The sequence below is a fragment of the Peterkaempfera podocarpi genome (assembly GCF_042466665.1).
Taxonomy (GTDB): domain Bacteria; phylum Actinomycetota; class Actinomycetes; order Streptomycetales; family Streptomycetaceae; genus Peterkaempfera; species Peterkaempfera podocarpi.
On sequence record NZ_CP162102.1, the window covers coordinates 1,135,103 to 1,150,987 of the forward strand.

Below are 15,885 nucleotides of genomic sequence, written 5' to 3' on the forward strand. Positions count from 1 at the left end.
GATTGCTCGGACTATTCGGGGTGCCCGGGCTGCCCGGGGTGCCCGGGCTGCCCGGGATGCCCGGGATGCCCGGGCGTGCAGCGCAGGGGGTGACGTCGGAGTTCCAACCGCCCGGCCGAGACCACACGACCGCCGTCCACCACGACTTCGGCCGGTGCCGGCCGGCTCAGGAATCCGACCAGGCTCGCGGTCAGGCCGTAGGCGCCCATATTGGGCACGCACAGCGTCTCCCCCGGCTCCGGCGGCACCGCCCGCGGCGCCCGGCTCAGCACGTCGGCCGGGGTGCACAGCGGACCGGTGAGCGTGACCGGTCCGCCCAGCTCGGAGGGCCGGCCCGGCCGGCCCTCCGGCCGCAGGGGCTCGGCCCGCAGGGGCGGCAGCCGGCCCACGCCCGCCAGCCCGCCCAGATGGTTGATCCCTGTGTCCAGGACGGCGAAGTGCGTGCCGCGGCTCTCCTTCACATCCGTGACCGTGCAGAACAGACTGCCGCTGTCACCGACCAGATAGCGCCCTGACTCAAAAGAGACGTGCGGTGCCCCGTTCCGCCAGCCGGGCAACTCCTCGTCGAGCACCTCCTCGACGGGCGCACGCAGTCCGGAGTAGTCCGGGCGCTCGCCCGGAGCCCCGTAGGGCGCCGCGAAGCCACCCCCGAGATCGAGCAGTCGGAGCGGCAGGTGCCAGCGGCGTTGCAGCACCGCCGCGGTACGAACGGAGGCGACGACCTCGGCGATCAGGCCTGCCGGATCTGCGGCGTTGGTCAGCGGGAAGAAGTGCAGGCCGATCACCTGGACACCCTCCGCCGTCAGCATCTGGGCATCGACCGCCACGTCCTCCAGATCGATCCCGAACTGCGAGGGCCGGCCTGTCATCCGCAGCCCGGCCCCGGCTCCCGTACCCTGCCCGTTGATCCGGAGCAGGCAGCGGGCAACCACGCCGAAGCGCTGCGCCTGGGCCCCCACCCGCGCGAGGTCCGCCAGGGACTCCACCGAGAACGTGTTCACGCCCGCGGCCAGCGCACGGCCGATCTCGTCCGCGGTCTTCCCCGGCCCGCCGTAGAGGCAGTCCTCACCGCGGAAGCCCGCCTCCAGCGCGCTGTCCAGCTCGCCGGTGGAACAGATCTCGGGCAGGCATCCGTTCCGGCGCATGGCGCGCACAAGCTCAGGATGCGGATTGGCCTTGAGCGAGTAGTGGATCAGCGCGCCCTCCGGGAGCGCCTGGCGCAGGTCGGCGACGGCCCGGTCGACGCGGGCGAGATCGTAGACGTAGAGCGGGCTTCCGTAGCGCCCGAGCAGATCGGCGGGCTCCACATGCGCGGTCTCAGAAACGGAGAGCATGAAGGGCCTTCCTGTCGATCTTGCCATTGGCGGTGAGGGGGAAGGACTCCAGCAGTACGCAGGAGCTCGGGACCTTGGCGGACTCCAGCCGCCGGCCCAGCTCCACGAGCACCTCATCGGCCGTGAGCGAGGCGGTCACCGCCAGACGGAGGTCGAGCCCGTCCCGCGGCGGGAGCGCGGCGGCGGCGGTGACCCCGGCGATGTCCAGGGCCGCCCCCTCGATCTCGGTGCTGCTCGTCCGCACGCCACGGCGTTTGAACTGGTCGTCCCTGCGTCCGGCGAAGTAGAGATGCCCTTCCTCGTCGAGTCGGCCGTAGTCACCCGTGTGCAAGGTCGACGCGCCCGTCGTGGGATCGTGTCGGAACCGCTGGGCTGTCAGCTCGGGGGCGCCCCAGTAGCCGGACATGACATGCGGCCCGGAGACGACAATCTCCCCGAGCTGTCCGGCGGGGAGGCCGGCCCCGTCCGCGTCCACGATCCGTACCGATGTGCCCGGGAGAGGTCTGCCGACCGATCCCGGACGGAGGAGGTCGCCGTCCGGCTCGCCGATGGTGACCCGCTTGCACTCGGTGATGCCGTACATGGCCACGACCGCCGCCCCCGGAAAGCCCGCCCGCAGCGCCTCGATGCACTGCTGCGGCAGAGCAGCACCGGTGTTGGTGAAGAGCCGCACGTGCCGCGGAAGCTCACCGCGTGCGACGAGACGTACCAGCATCGCGGCGAGAGACGGGACCACCGGAACCACCGTGGCCCGTCGGGACCGCAGCAGCGCCAGCGCCCGCGTGGGCACTGTGGCCTCGCCGAGCACAAGCTCCGCGCCGGCGGCCACCGAGAGGAGCAACTGATACAGGCCGTAGTCAAAACTCAGCGGCAGCAGGCCGAGCACCACGTCGTCCGGCCGGTAACCGAGCCGTGCACCGATCGCCCGGGCGGCGAAGTCCACCTGTGTGTGGGTGCACACCACCCCCTTGGGCGTGGAGGTGCTTCCGGAGGTGTAGATCAACTGGCCCACCGAGTCGGGGGCCACGGCCACATCCGTCTCTCCGGCCCCGCGGCGTGCGGGCGAGGCAAGCAGCATGTCGGAGGTCGCAAGCACGGCCCCGCAGGCCCTGGCGGCCTCCAGGCCCCGGCCGGTCTCGTCCTCCTGATGGACAACCACCCTGGGCTGCGCGTCGGCAAGCACGGCCGCCAGCAGATAGGGCCGCATCTCGGGGCTGAGCGGCACCGCGACCGCCCCGGCGCGCAGAACACCGTAGTAGAGCGCCGCGAAGGCCATCCGGTTGCCGATGCGCAACACCACCCGGTCACCCGGCCGCACCCCGCCCGGACCGCGCAGCCAGCTCGACACGGCCCGGCTGGCGTCCGCCAGCTCGGCGTAGGTCCAGCGCGTCGACGCCGCACCTTCGCTCACCGCGGGAGCGTCAGGGCGTGCCTCGGCGGCAGCGTCGAGCGCCGCGACGAGCGGGCTCACCCGGGCGGCGGCCATCAGAGCCACCCCTGCTCACCGGTGATCTCCAGCACGGCGCTGGTGCAGGTGTATCCGGTGCCGCCACCGACCAGCAGCACCAGGTCTCCGACGCCCACCTCGCCCGTCTCCACCAACTCGTTCAGTCCCGCGAAGTGGTCACCGGCGCCCAGGTGCCCGACCTCCCGGCAGAACTCCCAGTTCGAGAACTTGAGATCGATGCCCAACTGGTGCTCCAACTGCCAGGCGAGCCGCGGAAGTCCGGTGGCGTTCAGCACGACGCGCGCCACGTCGTCGCGGCCCACCCCGGCGTCGGACAGCGCCCGGTCGATGGAGGCCTGCGAGGCCCGTGCTGTCCGCAGCACCACGTCGCGGAAGTCCCCCCGCCCGGAACTGAAGAACGCGGCGCTGCGCGCATCGAGATCAACGGGCCCCCGGTCGTCCGGCGGACCCGCACCGGGCCCGCCGGGACGGGCCAGGCCCTCCAGCCCGTTGTCCGCCGTGGTCGCCGTGGAGCGCAGCCGGGCGAAGCCTGCCCGCGTGGAGAGCACAAGTGCGGTTCCGCCGTCGCCGTACACAAGACCTCGCTCCGCGCGCCAGCGGTCGAAGCCCGGCGCCGCGAACCTGTCCGCCGTGGTGAGCAGCGCCGCGTCTGCCTCGCCGAGAGCCCGCGCGGCCATTTCGACGCCCGCCAGGCCGCCATTGCACTGCTGCAGCAACTCCAAGGCGGGAACGTCCGCCCCCACCGTATGTCCGGCCACAAAGGACGCGGCCGGCCAGAGATCCGCTCCCTGGTACCAGAGGTGACTGTGGAACACCGTGGAGATGTCGTCGGCGACGGCACCGGCACGGTGCAGCGCGACCTGAGCCGCCCGGACGGCCATCTCGGGTGCGGAGATGTCGTCGTCGCCACCGGCTCGGGCCGCGCACACGGCGGTGAGCTGTGTCGCTGACTGCTCCTCGGCATCGTAGAGACCTTCTGCCACGGCCTCGGCAGTCGCGGTGCGGCCTGCCAACCAGACGCCGACTCCGGCGACATGGACGTTCTCCCACCGCATGGCCTGCTCCCTCGCTGTCTCCGCCGTACGTACGAGTGGTCCGGGCCGGACGGCCACGGTGTGCTGGGATCCTGGCCGAACGGATCTGTGACCGACCTCCGCCCGGCCGTTGCCCAACCGGCGCAGGACTGACATCCCACTGAACGGCCCCGGGAACGGCGTCCGGACGCTCTTGCGGGCGTCAGGCAGCGGTGGGGAGCCGCTCGGGCTCGATGCCCGGCTGCACGCTAGGGACCCGTCCGCCCACTGGCTGGACCTACGTACCGGCGACCTGCGCCGCCAGTACGAGGGACCCGCGAAGGCCCGCGTCATCAGCGGCGTCTACGACCCTTCCCGTGACACCGCCGAACACCTCGCCGTCGCCTCCCTGCCCGACGCGTTCGACGTGCTCGTCCAGCTGCACGAAGTGTCCCCGGTGCGATGGCTGCCCAGATAACTCGATTGCGCCCAATCGGTCGGCTTGCACCGCGTCGTGGTCGGGGACCGGGGACCGGAGGCCGGGGGCCGGGGGCCGGGGGCCGGGGGCGGGGGGCCGGCCAGGGTCCCGGGCGAGGGCCGAGGCGGCTGCTGCCCGGCTCAGCCGGTGGTGATCGATCCGTCGCGCGTGGGGGCGAGCGGCAGCTCGGTCTCGGCCAGGGATGCGGGCGGATCGTCATCCTCGCCGGACACTCTGAACCTGCGACTCCTTGACCTCCGGGACGGTGGGTAAGGGGTCTCGCAGGTCGGGCGACGAACGGCGCACGCTGCGCCGCTCCCGCGGGCCGGGATCGTTCACCGTTACTGCGAGAACCTGCGGTGGTGGGGTGTGACGGGCCCCAGCCCATCTTTCGGCGGGCGGCCAGGTAAGTGTGCGGGGGCGCTGCGGCGTATAGGGGGTGTGAAGCAGCTGGAGTTCAAGGAGTTCTACCGAGCCAGTCAGGACGTCTGCCTGCGGGCGGTCCTGGCAAGTGTGGGCGATCGGCAGCTCGCCGAGGACCTGGTCGCCGAGGCGTTCACCCGGGCCTGGATGTCCTGGCCGAAGGTCCGCGGGCACCCGGCGCCGCGTGCCTGGATTGTGCGTACCGCGCTGAACACCCGGGTGTCGTGGTGGCGCAGGAGGCGGAAGGAGGTCGTGCTGGAGGGGGGTGCGCCCGATGTGGCGGATCCCCGGGAGACCGACCCCGGCCTGGACCCCGGCCTGCTCGCGGTGCTGCGTCAACTGCCGCAGCGGCAGCGGGAAGTGATCGCGCTGCGGGTCTTCCTCGACCTCGACACCAAGGCCACGGCTGCGGCGCTGGGGATCGCCGAAGGCACCGTCACCGCCCACCTGTCGCGAGCCGTCTCGATGTTGCGCGGCCAACTCATCACCGCCGGCGACGGCACTGTCAAGGACCAGGAGGTCGGCCCATGAGCGAGCACGAGGTACTCGCCGCACTGAGGGATTCCCTCGACGACATCACCATGTCCACACCTGTGGAGGTGATCGAGGCCGAGGGCCGCAGGCGCCGCAATCGGCGCCGCGTCGCCGGCACGGCCGGGATCGCGGCCGCCGCGGCGCTCGCGATCGCGGCGCCGACGTTCAGCAGTCCGTCGGCGCCACCGACGGCCGGAAACAGCACCGGGGGTGTCCACATCCAGACGGCCGCGTACACCGTGGACACCAAGACGGACGGCACCATCGTCGCCACCTGGGACAAGGGCGCGTACTTCAGTGACCACGCGGGTCTGGAGCAGGCGCTGCACACCGCGGGATTCCCGGTCCTGGTCAAGGTGGGCGAGTTCTGCAAGGGCCCCAACGACGACGGAACGCTCTCCCCGGCCGGGCAGGGCCCCGGAGTCGACAAGGTCATGCGGGGCAGCCACGTATCCAACGGCCGGGTCACCCTCACTTTCTATCCGTCCGCGATGCCGGCCGGGAAGCAGCTGTTCATCGGCTACCTGAACGCGGCGCAGCTGGCCTCGGTGCACAACAACCCGGGCTCGGTGGAGCGGATCGTCTCGAAGAATGGGCCGCTGACCTGCACGACCACCCCGCCGCCTGAGCACCGGCGGTAGCAGGGCGCCGTCGGAGGGGGTGCGTGGCCCGGGGGATCCCATCGGCCCCCGGGCCACGCGCGCATCCAGGACTCCCGGGAGTCAAAGCGGGTCCTCGGTCTTTGCCGGGCGGGGCGTCTCGGCGGCTGCGTCTCGTGGTTGCGCAGCGTGATCGTAGACGTTGGCTCTCGCGGGTCGTCCCCGTGGCGGCCGCCCGCTCAACCGGTGGGCAGGGTCACGGTGAAGCACGCACCCCGCACCGAGGCTTCGGGGTTCACGGTGATCTCTCCGCCCGCGGCGCGGGCCAGCCGCTGGGCCAGGGCGAGCCCGAGCCCGGCACCGTCGTGGCCATCCGCGCGGTCGGCCCGGAAGCCTGGCTCGAACACCGCGTCCACGGCTGCCACCGGAATTCCGGGACCGTCGTCGGATACCGTGACCAGGACTTCGCCGAGGCGTGCCGTGCAGGTCACAACGATCTCGTGCGCGGCGTAGCGGCGGGCGTTGTCGAGCAGCGGCGCGAGGATGCGTTCCAGTACGACGGCATCGGCGCCGACGACGGGGTTTTCCGTGTTCTCGCTGCGTACGGTGATGCGTGGGGCACCGGGGTGTTGCTCAGCGCTGCGCTCCGCCAGTGCGCGCACGACCGCCAAGGGCTCGGATCGGCCGGGGAGATGGCCGGTACCGGCGCGGGCGGTGGACAGCAGGGTGTGGCAGATCTGCTGCATCTGCGCGGCGCTTTCGGCGACCGCTCGGTGCGCTGCCTGCTGCTGGTCGGGTGTCCGGGGCCGGGCCTGGAGCCATTCGGTCTCCGCAACGATGCGGGCGAGCGGGGTGCGCAGCTCGTGGGACAGTTCGTGGGTGAGTTGTTGCTCATGGCGCACGACGGCCGCAAGGCGGTTGAGCAGCTCGTCCAGGTTGGCGGCGAGGGCGGCCAGTTCAGCGGGTCGTGCGGCGGCGCCGAACCGCCTGCTGGTGTCGTGGCCGCTCCAGGTGGCTGCCTGCTCGCTCATCACCGTGACCGGTTGCAGCGCGTTGGCAACCACGCGCCGCGAGGTGAGGTAGACACCGCCGAGGAGCAGCAATCCCAGGGTGATGGAGCCGGCGAGGGCCAGGTCGGCGGTGCGGTGGTAGGGGTTGAGGGAGACCGCTGCCACCACGGTGCCCGCCCGGGGGTGGGCGGGGTCCACAGGCAGCGCGTAGAGCCGGTAGGCCGCCGGCTGCGGGGTGTCCTCGAAGGCGGGGGCGAGCAGGGCCAGCGCGTCGGCGCGGTTGTGCAGGGTGGCCGAGGCTTGGGGCCGTTCGATGGCGGTGGTGCCCTGGTATATCCAGATGCCGGTGTCCAGAGCCCCGTCGTCGGCCGGTTCGTGGAGCGCCAGAGTGCCGTTGGGCCGGACCTGCACGGTGGCAGCCACGGCCGCGGCCCGGGTGCGCAGGACGTCGTCGGCCTGGCCGCGCAGGCTCCCGGTGAGCATCAGGTTGAAGGCCGTGGTCACCACTGCGACCCAGGCGGCGGTGGCGGCCAGGGCGAGCAGGGCGAGCTTGCCGCGCAGTGTGGCGGGACGGGCGCGTCGGATCATGCGAAGCGGTACCCCACACTGCGCAGCGTCTCGATGCTCTGCTCGCTGCCGATCTCGCGCAGCTTGCGGCGAAGCCGGGCCAGGTACTGGTCGAGGGTGTTGTCGCTCACCCAGGCGCCTTCGGGCCACCCGGCGCGCAGCAGGGTGCGGCGGCGTACCACGGCACCGGGTTCGGCCATCAGGCAGGCCAGAAGTCGGTATTCGGTCGGGGTGAGCGCGACGGTCGCGCCGGATCCCGACTCCAGGTGGTGCCGGGCAGGGTCCAGCCGCAGTCCGGCGGGCTGCAGGGTGGCGTTGGAGTCGGACCGGCGCAGCAGTGCGCGCAGGCGGGCGGCGAGTTCGGCGATGTGGAAGGGTTTGGCCAGGTAGTCGTCGCCGCCGGCGGAGAAGCCGGCCAGCCGGTCGGTGATCCCGCCGTGCGCGGTCAGGAACAGCACCGGGACGTCGATGCCTCGGGCTCGCATCGCCTGGCACACGTCCCGGCCGTCGGAGTCGGGAAGCCCGATGTCCAGCACCACCGCGTGTGCGCGCACGGGGTCCGCCGGGCTGCCCAGAGTGCGCAGGGCACTGGTACCGTCCGGTGCGGTGAGGACATCGAAGTCCTCCTCGCGCAGTCCGCGGGCCAGGATGTCTCGTAGTGCGTGATCGTCCTCGACGACCAGCACCCGGTGCGTGCTCACCCCGCCAGTATCACCTGACCCGTGCGTCTTCCTCGAAATCGCCGACAGTGAGGGGCGCAGGCAGTCAGGTTGCGTTCAGGTTCGGCGTGCCAGTGTGCCCGGCATGACAACCCTCATCGGACGGCCGCACGCTGCGCCGCGGGCACGGCGGATGCTCAACAAGGTGCCCGAAGTCACGATCTGGTTTTGGATCATCAAGATTTTGTGCACCACGGTCGGCGAGAGCTTCGCCGACTGGATCAATATGAACCTCGGCGTCGGTCTGATCAACACCGCATTGATCTTCACCGTGGTTCTGGCCGGCGTCCTGGGCTGGCAACTCAGCACCAAGCGCTACATCCCCTTCGTGTACTGGCTCACCGTCGTGGTGGTGAGCGTGACCGGCACCCTGTACACCGACATCCTCACCGACAGCCAGGGCGTTCCCCTCGCGCTGAGCAGCAGCGTCTTCGCCGGCGTCCTCGCGGTTGTCTTCGGGATCTGGTACGCCCGCGAGCGCACCCTCTCGGTTCACACCATCGTCACCCGCCCGCGTGAACTCTTCTACTGGCTCGCCGTCCTTGTCACCTTTGCTCTCGGCACCGCGACCGGTGACTGGACCCTGGATCTGACCGGTTGGACCCCGGGCGTCTCCGTGCTCCTTCCGCTCGGGTTGATCGTCGCGATCGTTGCCGCATGGCGCCTGGGCGCCAACCCGGTGCTCTCCTTCTGGCTGGCCTACATCCTCACCCGTCCGCTCGGCGCAAACCTCGGCGACTGGCTCGGCTCGCCCGGCAGCGAGGGCGGTCTCGGCTTGGGCACGGCGATGACCAGCGTGATCTTCCTGGGCGCGATCCTCGCCACGGTCGTGTACCTCACGCGTAGCCGCAGCGATGTCATCGACCCCTCCGAGCAGCCCGACGCCCCGGGGCCGGTGAACCCGGCACGTGAGCGGATCATGCTCGGTTACTACGCCGTCGTGGCGGTCGCGGCCGCGGCGCTTCTCGTCTGGGCGCACCAGCAGCCCCACGCTGCTGCGGCCGGCGAGAGTGACACTCCTGCGCCCGTGACCGCCCATCTCACCCCGAAGCAGGCGACGTCAGCGTTCCCTCCAGGCGAGATCGCGAAGTTCCGCACGATCGCTGCCGACACCCTGGCGAAGCTCAATTCGGGCGACCAGGCAGCCGCCACCACCCGGGTGACCGACCTCGAGACCGCATGGGACGACAGCCAGCCCACCCTCGAGCCCAAGAACGAGCAGGCCTGGCACTTCCTCGACAACGAGATCGACCACGTCCTGACCGCGCTACGCGCTCCGAACCCGGACAAGGCCACCGAGGTCACGGCAGTGAACACCCTCCTGACCTCACTCAGCTGACCAATCGCAGTGATCGACCGCCCCGGCGCCGGACCACCCCGGCGCCGGTGTGGTCATCGTCCCGCCCGGTCGCAAGCGGCCACAGAGCAGCCAGTGGACGTTCAGGCGGAACCGGCCGTGCATGCGACGGCCACCCACTGGGCCCTGCTGCCGACGCCGCCGAGGCAACCTGCCGCCTGCTCAACCGTGCGACACGCCGATCCAGCCGGTCACACCCGGGCCGGCATCGGCTGGCGGGGCACCGCAACCGGCAGTCGACCAGGCGGCGGCGACGAAGAAGACAAGGACATCGAACGCGAGTTCCGCGACGCTGTCCGCACCGGACCGTGCCGGTAGGGCGGGCCGTGTCGTGGAGCACGGCATCACGGCCGGCCTCGCCGCTGCAGGTGGCGATTGAGTGCTGCACGAGGGCTCTCGCTCCAGCAGAGGTCGCAAGGTGAGGGAAGTCGGCGGTCACCCGCAGCGCCCGGCAGCCCGGTGACCGTCTGGTCACCGGGCTGCCGGGCTGTGCGGGTGTTTGTCGCTGCGGGTGATCAAGCCCCGGGCGCCGCCCCCGGGGGCGCCGGGGGCTGCTCTCGCCGGCAGCGGCTCGTCAGGTCCTGCCGATGTCAGCGGAAACGGCGGTCGTCACGGTCACGACCGAAGTGACGGTCGTCACGGTCGCGGCCGAAGTAGCGGTCGTCACGGTCGCGGCCGAAGTGGCGGTGGTCACGGTCACAGTCGAAGCGCCGGTCGTCCCAGCGGTGGTGGCGGTGGCCGTTCCAGTGCTGGTGGTACCCGTACCAGCCGTCGTGGGCGTGGGCGGCGGACGGAACGGTGGCGGCGGAGGCGGTGCCGGTGCCGGCCAGGACGGCGGCGACGGCAACGCCCAGCGCGGCGGCGAAGCGGGATACACGCATAGCGGTCTCCTGTCACAGCAGGTGTCTCGGCACCTGCACGGGTTGGACAGGGAAACGGTCGCTCCTGGAGGCACCGCCGGACCCGCGCCGCGCCCGAAATGACACTCGATCTATTGGAATACGCCAATTTGCGGAACCGACCACTGTGGGCAATCCGTGGCACCTCTTCACCTGCGGCCCGCCTCGGACACTCCCCAGTAATCGAATATCTATTCTACACTGAACCCATGGCAGTGCACCTGCAGGCGTCCCTGTTCGAACAGTCCGAGAGCGGCATCCGCCTCGGCCCTCTCGACGGCGTCCGCCGCACCCTGCTGAGCGACGGCGCCTGGCTCGATCTGCTGCCGGGCTGGCTCAGCGGGGCGAGCGACCTCTTCGACCACCTGGCCACGGCGGTCCCCTGGCAGGCCGAACGCCGGGTGATGTACGACTCCGAGGTACAGGTGCCCCGGCTGCTCGCCCACTACCGGGCCGGGAGCGCACTGCCGCACCCGGTGCTGGAGGAGGCCCGTGCTGCCCTGTCCGCCCGCTACGCCGCCGAACTCGGCGAGCCGTTCGCCACGGCCGGGCTCTGCTACTACCGGGACGGCTGGGACAGTGTCGCCTGGCACGGCGACCGCAACGGCAGAGGCGCCTACCGCGACACCATGGTCGCGATCCTCTCCGTGGGCGCGCCCCGCGACCTGGCCCTGCGCCCCCGCAGGCCCGGCCCCTCCCCCGTGCGCCTGCCCCTGGGACACGGCGACCTGGTGGTGATGGGCGGCTCCTGCCAGCGCACCTGGGAGCATGCGGTGCCGAAAACCGCCAGAGCGGTAGGCCCGCGGATCAGCATTCAGTTCCGGCCGCACGGGGTGCGCTGAGGGCGCGTCGGGGAATCCCGTCCCGGTGCGGGCGGTTGCAACGGATCCGACGTCCGCCATGCCCACAAGGAGCACCATGACCCATACGCAGTCACCGCACCGCGTCACCGCGGTGCCCGGTACACAGCATGTGACCGTGCGGATCGACGGCACTCTGGTCGCCGAAACCCGGCGGCCCCTCCTGGTCTACGAAACCGGCCTCCCGGTGAGGGTGTACATCACCCCGGACGATGTGGCACTCGACCTCCTCACGCCCACCGAGACCCACACCACCTGCCCGTTCAAGGGCGTGGCGTCGTACTGGTCCTTCGGCGGGCGGCAGGACGTCGCCTGGGCGTACCCCGAGCCGCTCGATGCGGTGGCGGAGATCAGAGACCACCTGTCCTTCTACGACTCGGCCGCCGAGATCACCGTAGCGGGGGACGTTCCGGCGCAGCCCTGACCGAGCAGCGGAACCCACCGCCACCCGGACACCCCCACGACACGGCGCCCGGGCCGGCCCGGCGCACCCAGCCGAGGGCGGCGCCCGCCGGTCGGACCGAGGCGGGGCGGTGCCCGGTCGGGTTGGGTGGAGGCGTACGGCCAAGGCAGTACGCCTCCGCCCAACCCGGTGGCAGGTCTCGCCCTCGGCTGGCACGACTCAGGCCACGGACGCTCGCCGGGGATCGACCGGGTCGATCCCCATCATCATGCCTCGGACCGTCGAGGTTCCAGCTCCGGCTGTGCCCACAAGAGCTTCGCCAGAGCCGGTGATACCTCGCCGCTGGCGTCAACTTCCCCACCCAGGTGTTCGATCTGGACGAGCTCAGACGCGTTCATCGCCCGGCGGGCACCGCCGCCACTTCGCTGCGCAGAGCCCGCTCTTCCGCGTCGGCCAGCCAGAAGTAGACGGGCGGCAGCCCGAGCTCGATCGCCGTCAGCGCGATCTGGAACCATTGCGGCCAGCCGTTGACAGCGAGCGAGAGCAGCCGGCCTGCGCCACCCAGCAGGAAAACGCCGGCCAGCCATCGCACCGCCTGGGCCGGGATCGGACGCTGCCGCGCAGCCCAGAGCCAGGCCAGCCCATAGCCGACGAAGCTGGCCCCCATGAACCGGCCCCAGCTGTCGACCGTCGTACCGGCGGAACCGGCGCCGGGGATTGCCGCATTGCCGAGTGTCACATGGAACAGGCCGATCGCCACACAGGCCCAGCCCATCAGCTGTACGAGTGTGCGCAGAGCCCTGGCCATAATCTCTCCAAGCCGTCTTGGCGGAGCCTGGTTGACATGTGTCTACTACAGTGGGGCCACTAGTGGACACATGTCAACTAGACTTCACTCGTGCCTCCACGCCAGCGGCTCACCCCCGCCGATCGCCGCGCCCAACTCCTCGCCGTCGGCGCACGGCTCTTCGCCGCGCACCCGTACACGGACGTGCTGATGGAGGAGGTCGCCGAAGAGGCCGGCGTCTCCCGGGCCCTGCTCTACCGTCACTTCCCCAGCAAGCAGGCCCTCTTCGCAGCCGTCTACCAGCAGGCAGCGGACCAGCTGCTCGCCGAGACGCGGCTCGACCCCGCCGACTCCCTGATGGAACAGCTCATCCAGGGCATGGACGTCCATCTCGACTACTTCGTGGCGAACCGCAACGCCGTCCTCGCCGCGAACCGGATCCTCGCGGGCGACCCGGTGATCCAGACGATCATGACGAACGAGCTGGACGCACTCCGTGCGCGGCTGCTGGCCGTACTCCCCCTCGCGGACGAGAGTGCCCGTGTGGCCGTGTCCGGCGTCCTGAAGAGCTGGCTGGTCTTCGTCCAGGTCCTCTGCGTCGACTGGCTCACCCACGAGACCTGTACCCGCACCCAGCTGCGCGACGTCTGCATCGGCGCGGTACTCGGCGCCCTCCGACCGCTGCTCACCGAAGACCCCGCCCCTGACTGGCCGCCACAAGGGCCCGGCACGGCTGCCAGGGCCTGACACACCACAACGCGCAGGCAGTCCGACGCGCTGCCGGTGGGCCGGGTTCAAAGGTCGGCTCCCTCGCTGTCCACCACGACGCGTCAGGGCAGCCGTCTCCGTGCATGTCGCCGAGAATGGGGCCGCCGTCGAGGGGATGCGGGCGGGCGCCCGGCGTCCACAGGCCGAAGGCGGTCCCGGGGACAGGCACGACGAAGCTCCTGGCAGTCAGCGGGTGATCGTGGTCGTCACCCCGTCTGCCAGGAGCTTCATCGCTGTGTACTGCTGGGACGCCTCACCTTGGAGGCGGCCCCGCGCGGGAGCCGTCTCCCGTGGTCTGCGGAATCAGCAGGGGAAGGTGCCGCTGTAGATGGCGTGGCCGTAGGAGGAGCTTCCGGAGCCGAAGCCGTAGATGCCGTCGTCGGACCAGACCGCCTCGCGGAGACCGTTGACGCAGGTCGAGGTCGGGGCGATCGCGAAGCCCTCCAGGTTGTCGGTCGGCATGACGGCCGGGTTCGTGTAGGTCACGTCCGGGACGATCGCGCCGCTGGCGTCGACCTTCATGAAGGTGTGCGTCTCGCCGCAGGTGTTGTCGCAGGTCGCGATGAGGCGCTGGGTTCCGGCGTCGAACGCCACGTCCATCACGGAGGACTTACCGGTCGCGATCGTGCCGAACGTGGTGAAGGTGCCGTTGGAGTTCAGGCCGTAGACGTGCAGCGTGCCGTCCCACTCCAGGCCGGCGAAGAACAGGCCCGATCCGTGCAGCGGGTAGTTCGCGGGGTTGTAGGCGGCGCCGGTGAGCGGGTCGACCCAGCCGTTGGCGGTCAGCCAGCTGTCCGGTACGTAGCCGACGCCTTCGAAGCCCAGGTTGGCGTCGTCCTTGTCGCCCGTGTTGAGCTGCGGGAACTGCGAGGTCATGTCCCACTGGTGGATCGGCGTGAGCGTGGATCCGGTCGCGGCCGGGTCGAACTCCAGGATCGTGTCCTTGGGGGCGGTGTTGTTGGTGTTGTCGCGCTCGGAGGTCACGTAGATGTGGCCGTTGCTGCCGACGGTCAGACCCTCGGAGTCCGGTTCGCCGGAGCCGCCCGAGAAGCGGATCTGCTTGCCGGTGGTGCTCCACGACGGGTCCGGGATCCACTTGCCGTTGCTCTTGACCAGCTTGTACAGCCAGTTCTTGTTCTTGGCGGCCCACAGCACCGATGGGTTCGCCGGGTCGAAGGCCAGGCCGCTCACGTCACGGCCTTCGGGGCCGGTGGACGTGGTGAAGGCGCAGACGTTGTCGGCGATCGTGACGTCCTGTCCGCCGGGCCATGCCAGGGTGCCGGACGGGGTGGAGTGCGAACCCGAGGGCGCCTCGGGGGTGCACCCGCTGGTGAGGGAACCGCCGCCGCCGAGCAGCTGGCCGGGCTGGCCTCCGGTGCCGCCGGTGGTGCCACCAGTCGTCCCGCCGGTCGTGCCGCCTGTGGTCCCGCCGCTGCCCGAGCAGGAGTTCGCGCTGCCGAGCGTCGCGGTCGTGGCGGTCTGGAACCAGCCGGTGCCGTCGGCGCAGCGCTCGTCCGACGGCTTGGCGGCGCCGGTCGCCCACGTCACCGAGTCGACGGTGTTGCCGTTGTTGTCAACCAGGAAGACCGAGTCGTTGTCGCCCAGGCCGATGGTGGAGTTGAACGTGACGTAGCCGCCCGCCGGGATGCTGGTCGCGCTCGGCGAGGAGGACGAGATCGAGGCCGCGGAGTGGCTGGTGTCGCCGTCGACGTACTTCCACGAGCTGACGCTGACCGAACTCGTACCGCCGTTGTACAGCTCCACGGTGTCCGAGCCGTCCGAGGTGACCTCGTTGATCCGCACCCGGCTCGCCGCCGGGAGCGACGACGGGCAGCCCGAGGCGTTCGAGGCGCCGAACGTGGACGCCGTGGTCGCGGTCACCCACGCCCCCGTGCCGTCACCGCCGCAACGCGCCATCGCCGGCTTGGCCTTGTCGGTGGCCCACTCGACGCGGTCGACTACCGTCCCGCCGGACGTGTAGATCACCAGTTTGTCCGAATCACCCAGCCCCTTGGGCGAGTTGAAGGTGACGAAGCCGCCTGCCGGAATCGTGCTGGAGGACGGGCTGAACGACTGCGACGAGAAGCTGTCGTCCGACATCTTCCAGCCGCTGATGCTCACCGCGGTCGAACCGGAGTTGTACAGCTCCACCGTGTCGTTGTTCGACGAGGTGACCTCGTTGATCCGGACGTTCTGGTAGCCGGCCGGGTCCGCCGCAGCCGCAGGCTGCGCCCCCAGCATCCCGGTGACGACAAGACCTGAGAACGTCAAAGCGGCGGCGCACAGAGTGGCGACGCGGACACGCGAATGAGTTGTAGGCACGGGGCCGAACTCTGCTGACAGAACCTTGAAACGGCGTGTACTCCAGCTGAATGCCACCCGCTGGCCATCGGAACGTCAGACGCTGCGAAGGCGCCCAGCGCACCGGCAGTGGGCAGGTACGGGCCGGGGCTGATGTCCGTGTACTTGGTGGCGCAATTGTCACGGACCTCGTGGGGTCCTCTCCGGACCAGCCTTCCTGGCGGAGGTGGTCCGCGCCGTGCAGGACGATCGTCTTCCCTCCGACGTATTGCCAACAGCGACAGGGGCCTCGCCGTCGCGGCCTTGGGCGCGGATGACCAGGCCGGGAAGGCAGAAACGGATCCTCCCAGCTCATCCACTTCAGC

15 protein-coding genes are annotated in these 15,885 nt (G+C 70.7%); 7 read left to right on the forward strand and 8 right to left on the reverse strand.

Features of this window, described 5'->3' with window-relative positions; translation table 11 throughout:
• Positions 1–11: 11 nt before the first annotated feature.
• Genes AB0761_RS05070 through AB0761_RS05080 form a run of 3 tightly spaced genes read right to left on the reverse strand, consistent with a single transcriptional unit; the run spans position 12 to position 3,857 of the window.
• Positions 12–1,334 (reverse strand): type III PLP-dependent enzyme, encoded by a 1,323-nt coding sequence (locus tag AB0761_RS05070; RefSeq protein ID WP_377267743.1) that lies wholly within the window; start codon positions 1,332–1,334, stop codon positions 12–14.
• Positions 1,318–2,820: a class I adenylate-forming enzyme family protein gene (locus tag AB0761_RS05075; RefSeq protein WP_377267744.1), complete on the reverse strand. Its 1,503-nt coding sequence runs from the start codon at positions 2,818–2,820 to the stop codon at positions 1,318–1,320. Before AB0761_RS05075 ends, AB0761_RS05070 begins: the two co-directional genes overlap by 17 nt.
• Positions 2,820–3,857, reverse strand: coding sequence for a ketoacyl-ACP synthase III family protein (locus AB0761_RS05080; protein WP_377267745.1), 1,038 nt, complete (start codon positions 3,855–3,857; stop codon positions 2,820–2,822). The genes AB0761_RS05075 and AB0761_RS05080 overlap by 1 nt, the downstream gene beginning before the upstream one ends.
• 172 nt (positions 3,858–4,029) lie before the next feature.
• Here AB0761_RS05080 and AB0761_RS05085 point away from each other — a divergent pair, with 172 nt between their 5' ends.
• The 3 genes from AB0761_RS05085 to AB0761_RS05095 all read left to right on the forward strand — a co-directional run bounded on the left by AB0761_RS05085 (position 4,030) and on the right by AB0761_RS05095 (position 5,891).
• Entirely contained in the window at positions 4,030–4,293 is a 264-nt protein-coding gene (locus tag AB0761_RS05085; protein ID WP_377267746.1) for an erythromycin esterase family protein, read from the forward strand.
• A 441-nt stretch (positions 4,294–4,734) separates the two neighbouring features.
• Positions 4,735–5,247: a SigE family RNA polymerase sigma factor gene (locus tag AB0761_RS05090; RefSeq protein ID WP_377267747.1), complete on the forward strand. Its 513-nt coding sequence runs from the start codon at positions 4,735–4,737 to the stop codon at positions 5,245–5,247.
• Entirely contained in the window at positions 5,244–5,891 is a 648-nt protein-coding gene (locus tag AB0761_RS05095) for a hypothetical protein (RefSeq protein ID WP_377267748.1), read from the forward strand. Before AB0761_RS05090 ends, AB0761_RS05095 begins: the two co-directional genes overlap by 4 nt.
• Positions 5,892–6,088: 197 nt before the next feature.
• On the opposite strand, the gene AB0761_RS05100 is transcribed toward AB0761_RS05095, so the two are convergent.
• Both AB0761_RS05100 and AB0761_RS05105 read right to left on the reverse strand, forming a co-directional pair.
• Positions 6,089–7,447 (reverse strand): sensor histidine kinase, encoded by a 1,359-nt coding sequence (locus tag AB0761_RS05100; RefSeq protein WP_377267749.1) that lies wholly within the window; start codon positions 7,445–7,447, stop codon positions 6,089–6,091.
• Positions 7,444–8,127 (reverse strand): response regulator transcription factor, encoded by a 684-nt coding sequence (locus AB0761_RS05105; RefSeq protein ID WP_377267750.1) that lies wholly within the window; start codon positions 8,125–8,127, stop codon positions 7,444–7,446. Before AB0761_RS05105 ends, AB0761_RS05100 begins: the two co-directional genes overlap by 4 nt.
• Between AB0761_RS05105 and AB0761_RS05110 the strand changes: the two genes are divergently transcribed.
• Positions 8,120–9,484 carry a hypothetical protein gene (locus AB0761_RS05110; protein WP_377267751.1) on the forward strand — a complete coding sequence of 455 codons (1,365 nt, stop codon included), beginning with the start codon at positions 8,120–8,122 and terminating at the stop codon, positions 9,482–9,484. The genes AB0761_RS05105 and AB0761_RS05110 overlap by 8 nt on opposite strands.
• 608 nt (positions 9,485–10,092) lie before the next feature.
• Here the strand turns inward: AB0761_RS05110 and AB0761_RS05115 are convergent.
• Positions 10,093–10,383: a hypothetical protein gene (locus AB0761_RS05115; protein WP_377267752.1), complete on the reverse strand. Its 291-nt coding sequence runs from the start codon at positions 10,381–10,383 to the stop codon at positions 10,093–10,095.
• A 227-nt stretch (positions 10,384–10,610) separates the two neighbouring features.
• Here AB0761_RS05115 and AB0761_RS05120 point away from each other — a divergent pair, with 227 nt between their 5' ends.
• Together AB0761_RS05120 and AB0761_RS05125 are read left to right on the forward strand one after the other, a co-directional pair.
• The gene (locus AB0761_RS05120; RefSeq protein ID WP_377267753.1) at positions 10,611–11,243 is read left to right on the forward strand and encodes an alpha-ketoglutarate-dependent dioxygenase AlkB; all 633 of its coding nucleotides are present in this window, start codon (positions 10,611–10,613) and stop codon (positions 11,241–11,243) included.
• A gap of 76 nt (positions 11,244–11,319) precedes the next feature.
• Complete coding sequence (locus AB0761_RS05125; RefSeq protein WP_377267754.1) at positions 11,320–11,685, forward strand: DUF427 domain-containing protein; 366 nt, start codon at positions 11,320–11,322, stop codon at positions 11,683–11,685.
• Positions 11,686–12,058: 373 nt separating this feature from the next.
• Here AB0761_RS05125 and AB0761_RS05130 read toward each other — a convergent pair whose 3' ends face one another.
• On the reverse strand, positions 12,059–12,472 hold the full coding sequence (locus tag AB0761_RS05130; protein ID WP_377267755.1) for a DUF4345 domain-containing protein: 414 nt from the start codon (positions 12,470–12,472) through the stop codon (positions 12,059–12,061).
• Between the two features lie 90 nt (positions 12,473–12,562).
• On the opposite strand from AB0761_RS05130, the gene AB0761_RS05135 reads away from it, so the two are divergent.
• Positions 12,563–13,198, forward strand: coding sequence for a TetR/AcrR family transcriptional regulator (locus AB0761_RS05135; RefSeq protein WP_377267756.1), 636 nt, complete (start codon positions 12,563–12,565; stop codon positions 13,196–13,198).
• 324 nt (positions 13,199–13,522) lie between these two features.
• Here the strand turns inward: AB0761_RS05135 and AB0761_RS05140 are convergent, their stop codons facing one another.
• Positions 13,523–15,490 carry a lamin tail domain-containing protein gene (locus tag AB0761_RS05140; protein WP_377267757.1) on the reverse strand — a complete coding sequence of 656 codons (1,968 nt, stop codon included), beginning with the start codon at positions 15,488–15,490 and terminating at the stop codon, positions 13,523–13,525.
• Positions 15,491–15,885: the final 395 nt, after the last annotated feature.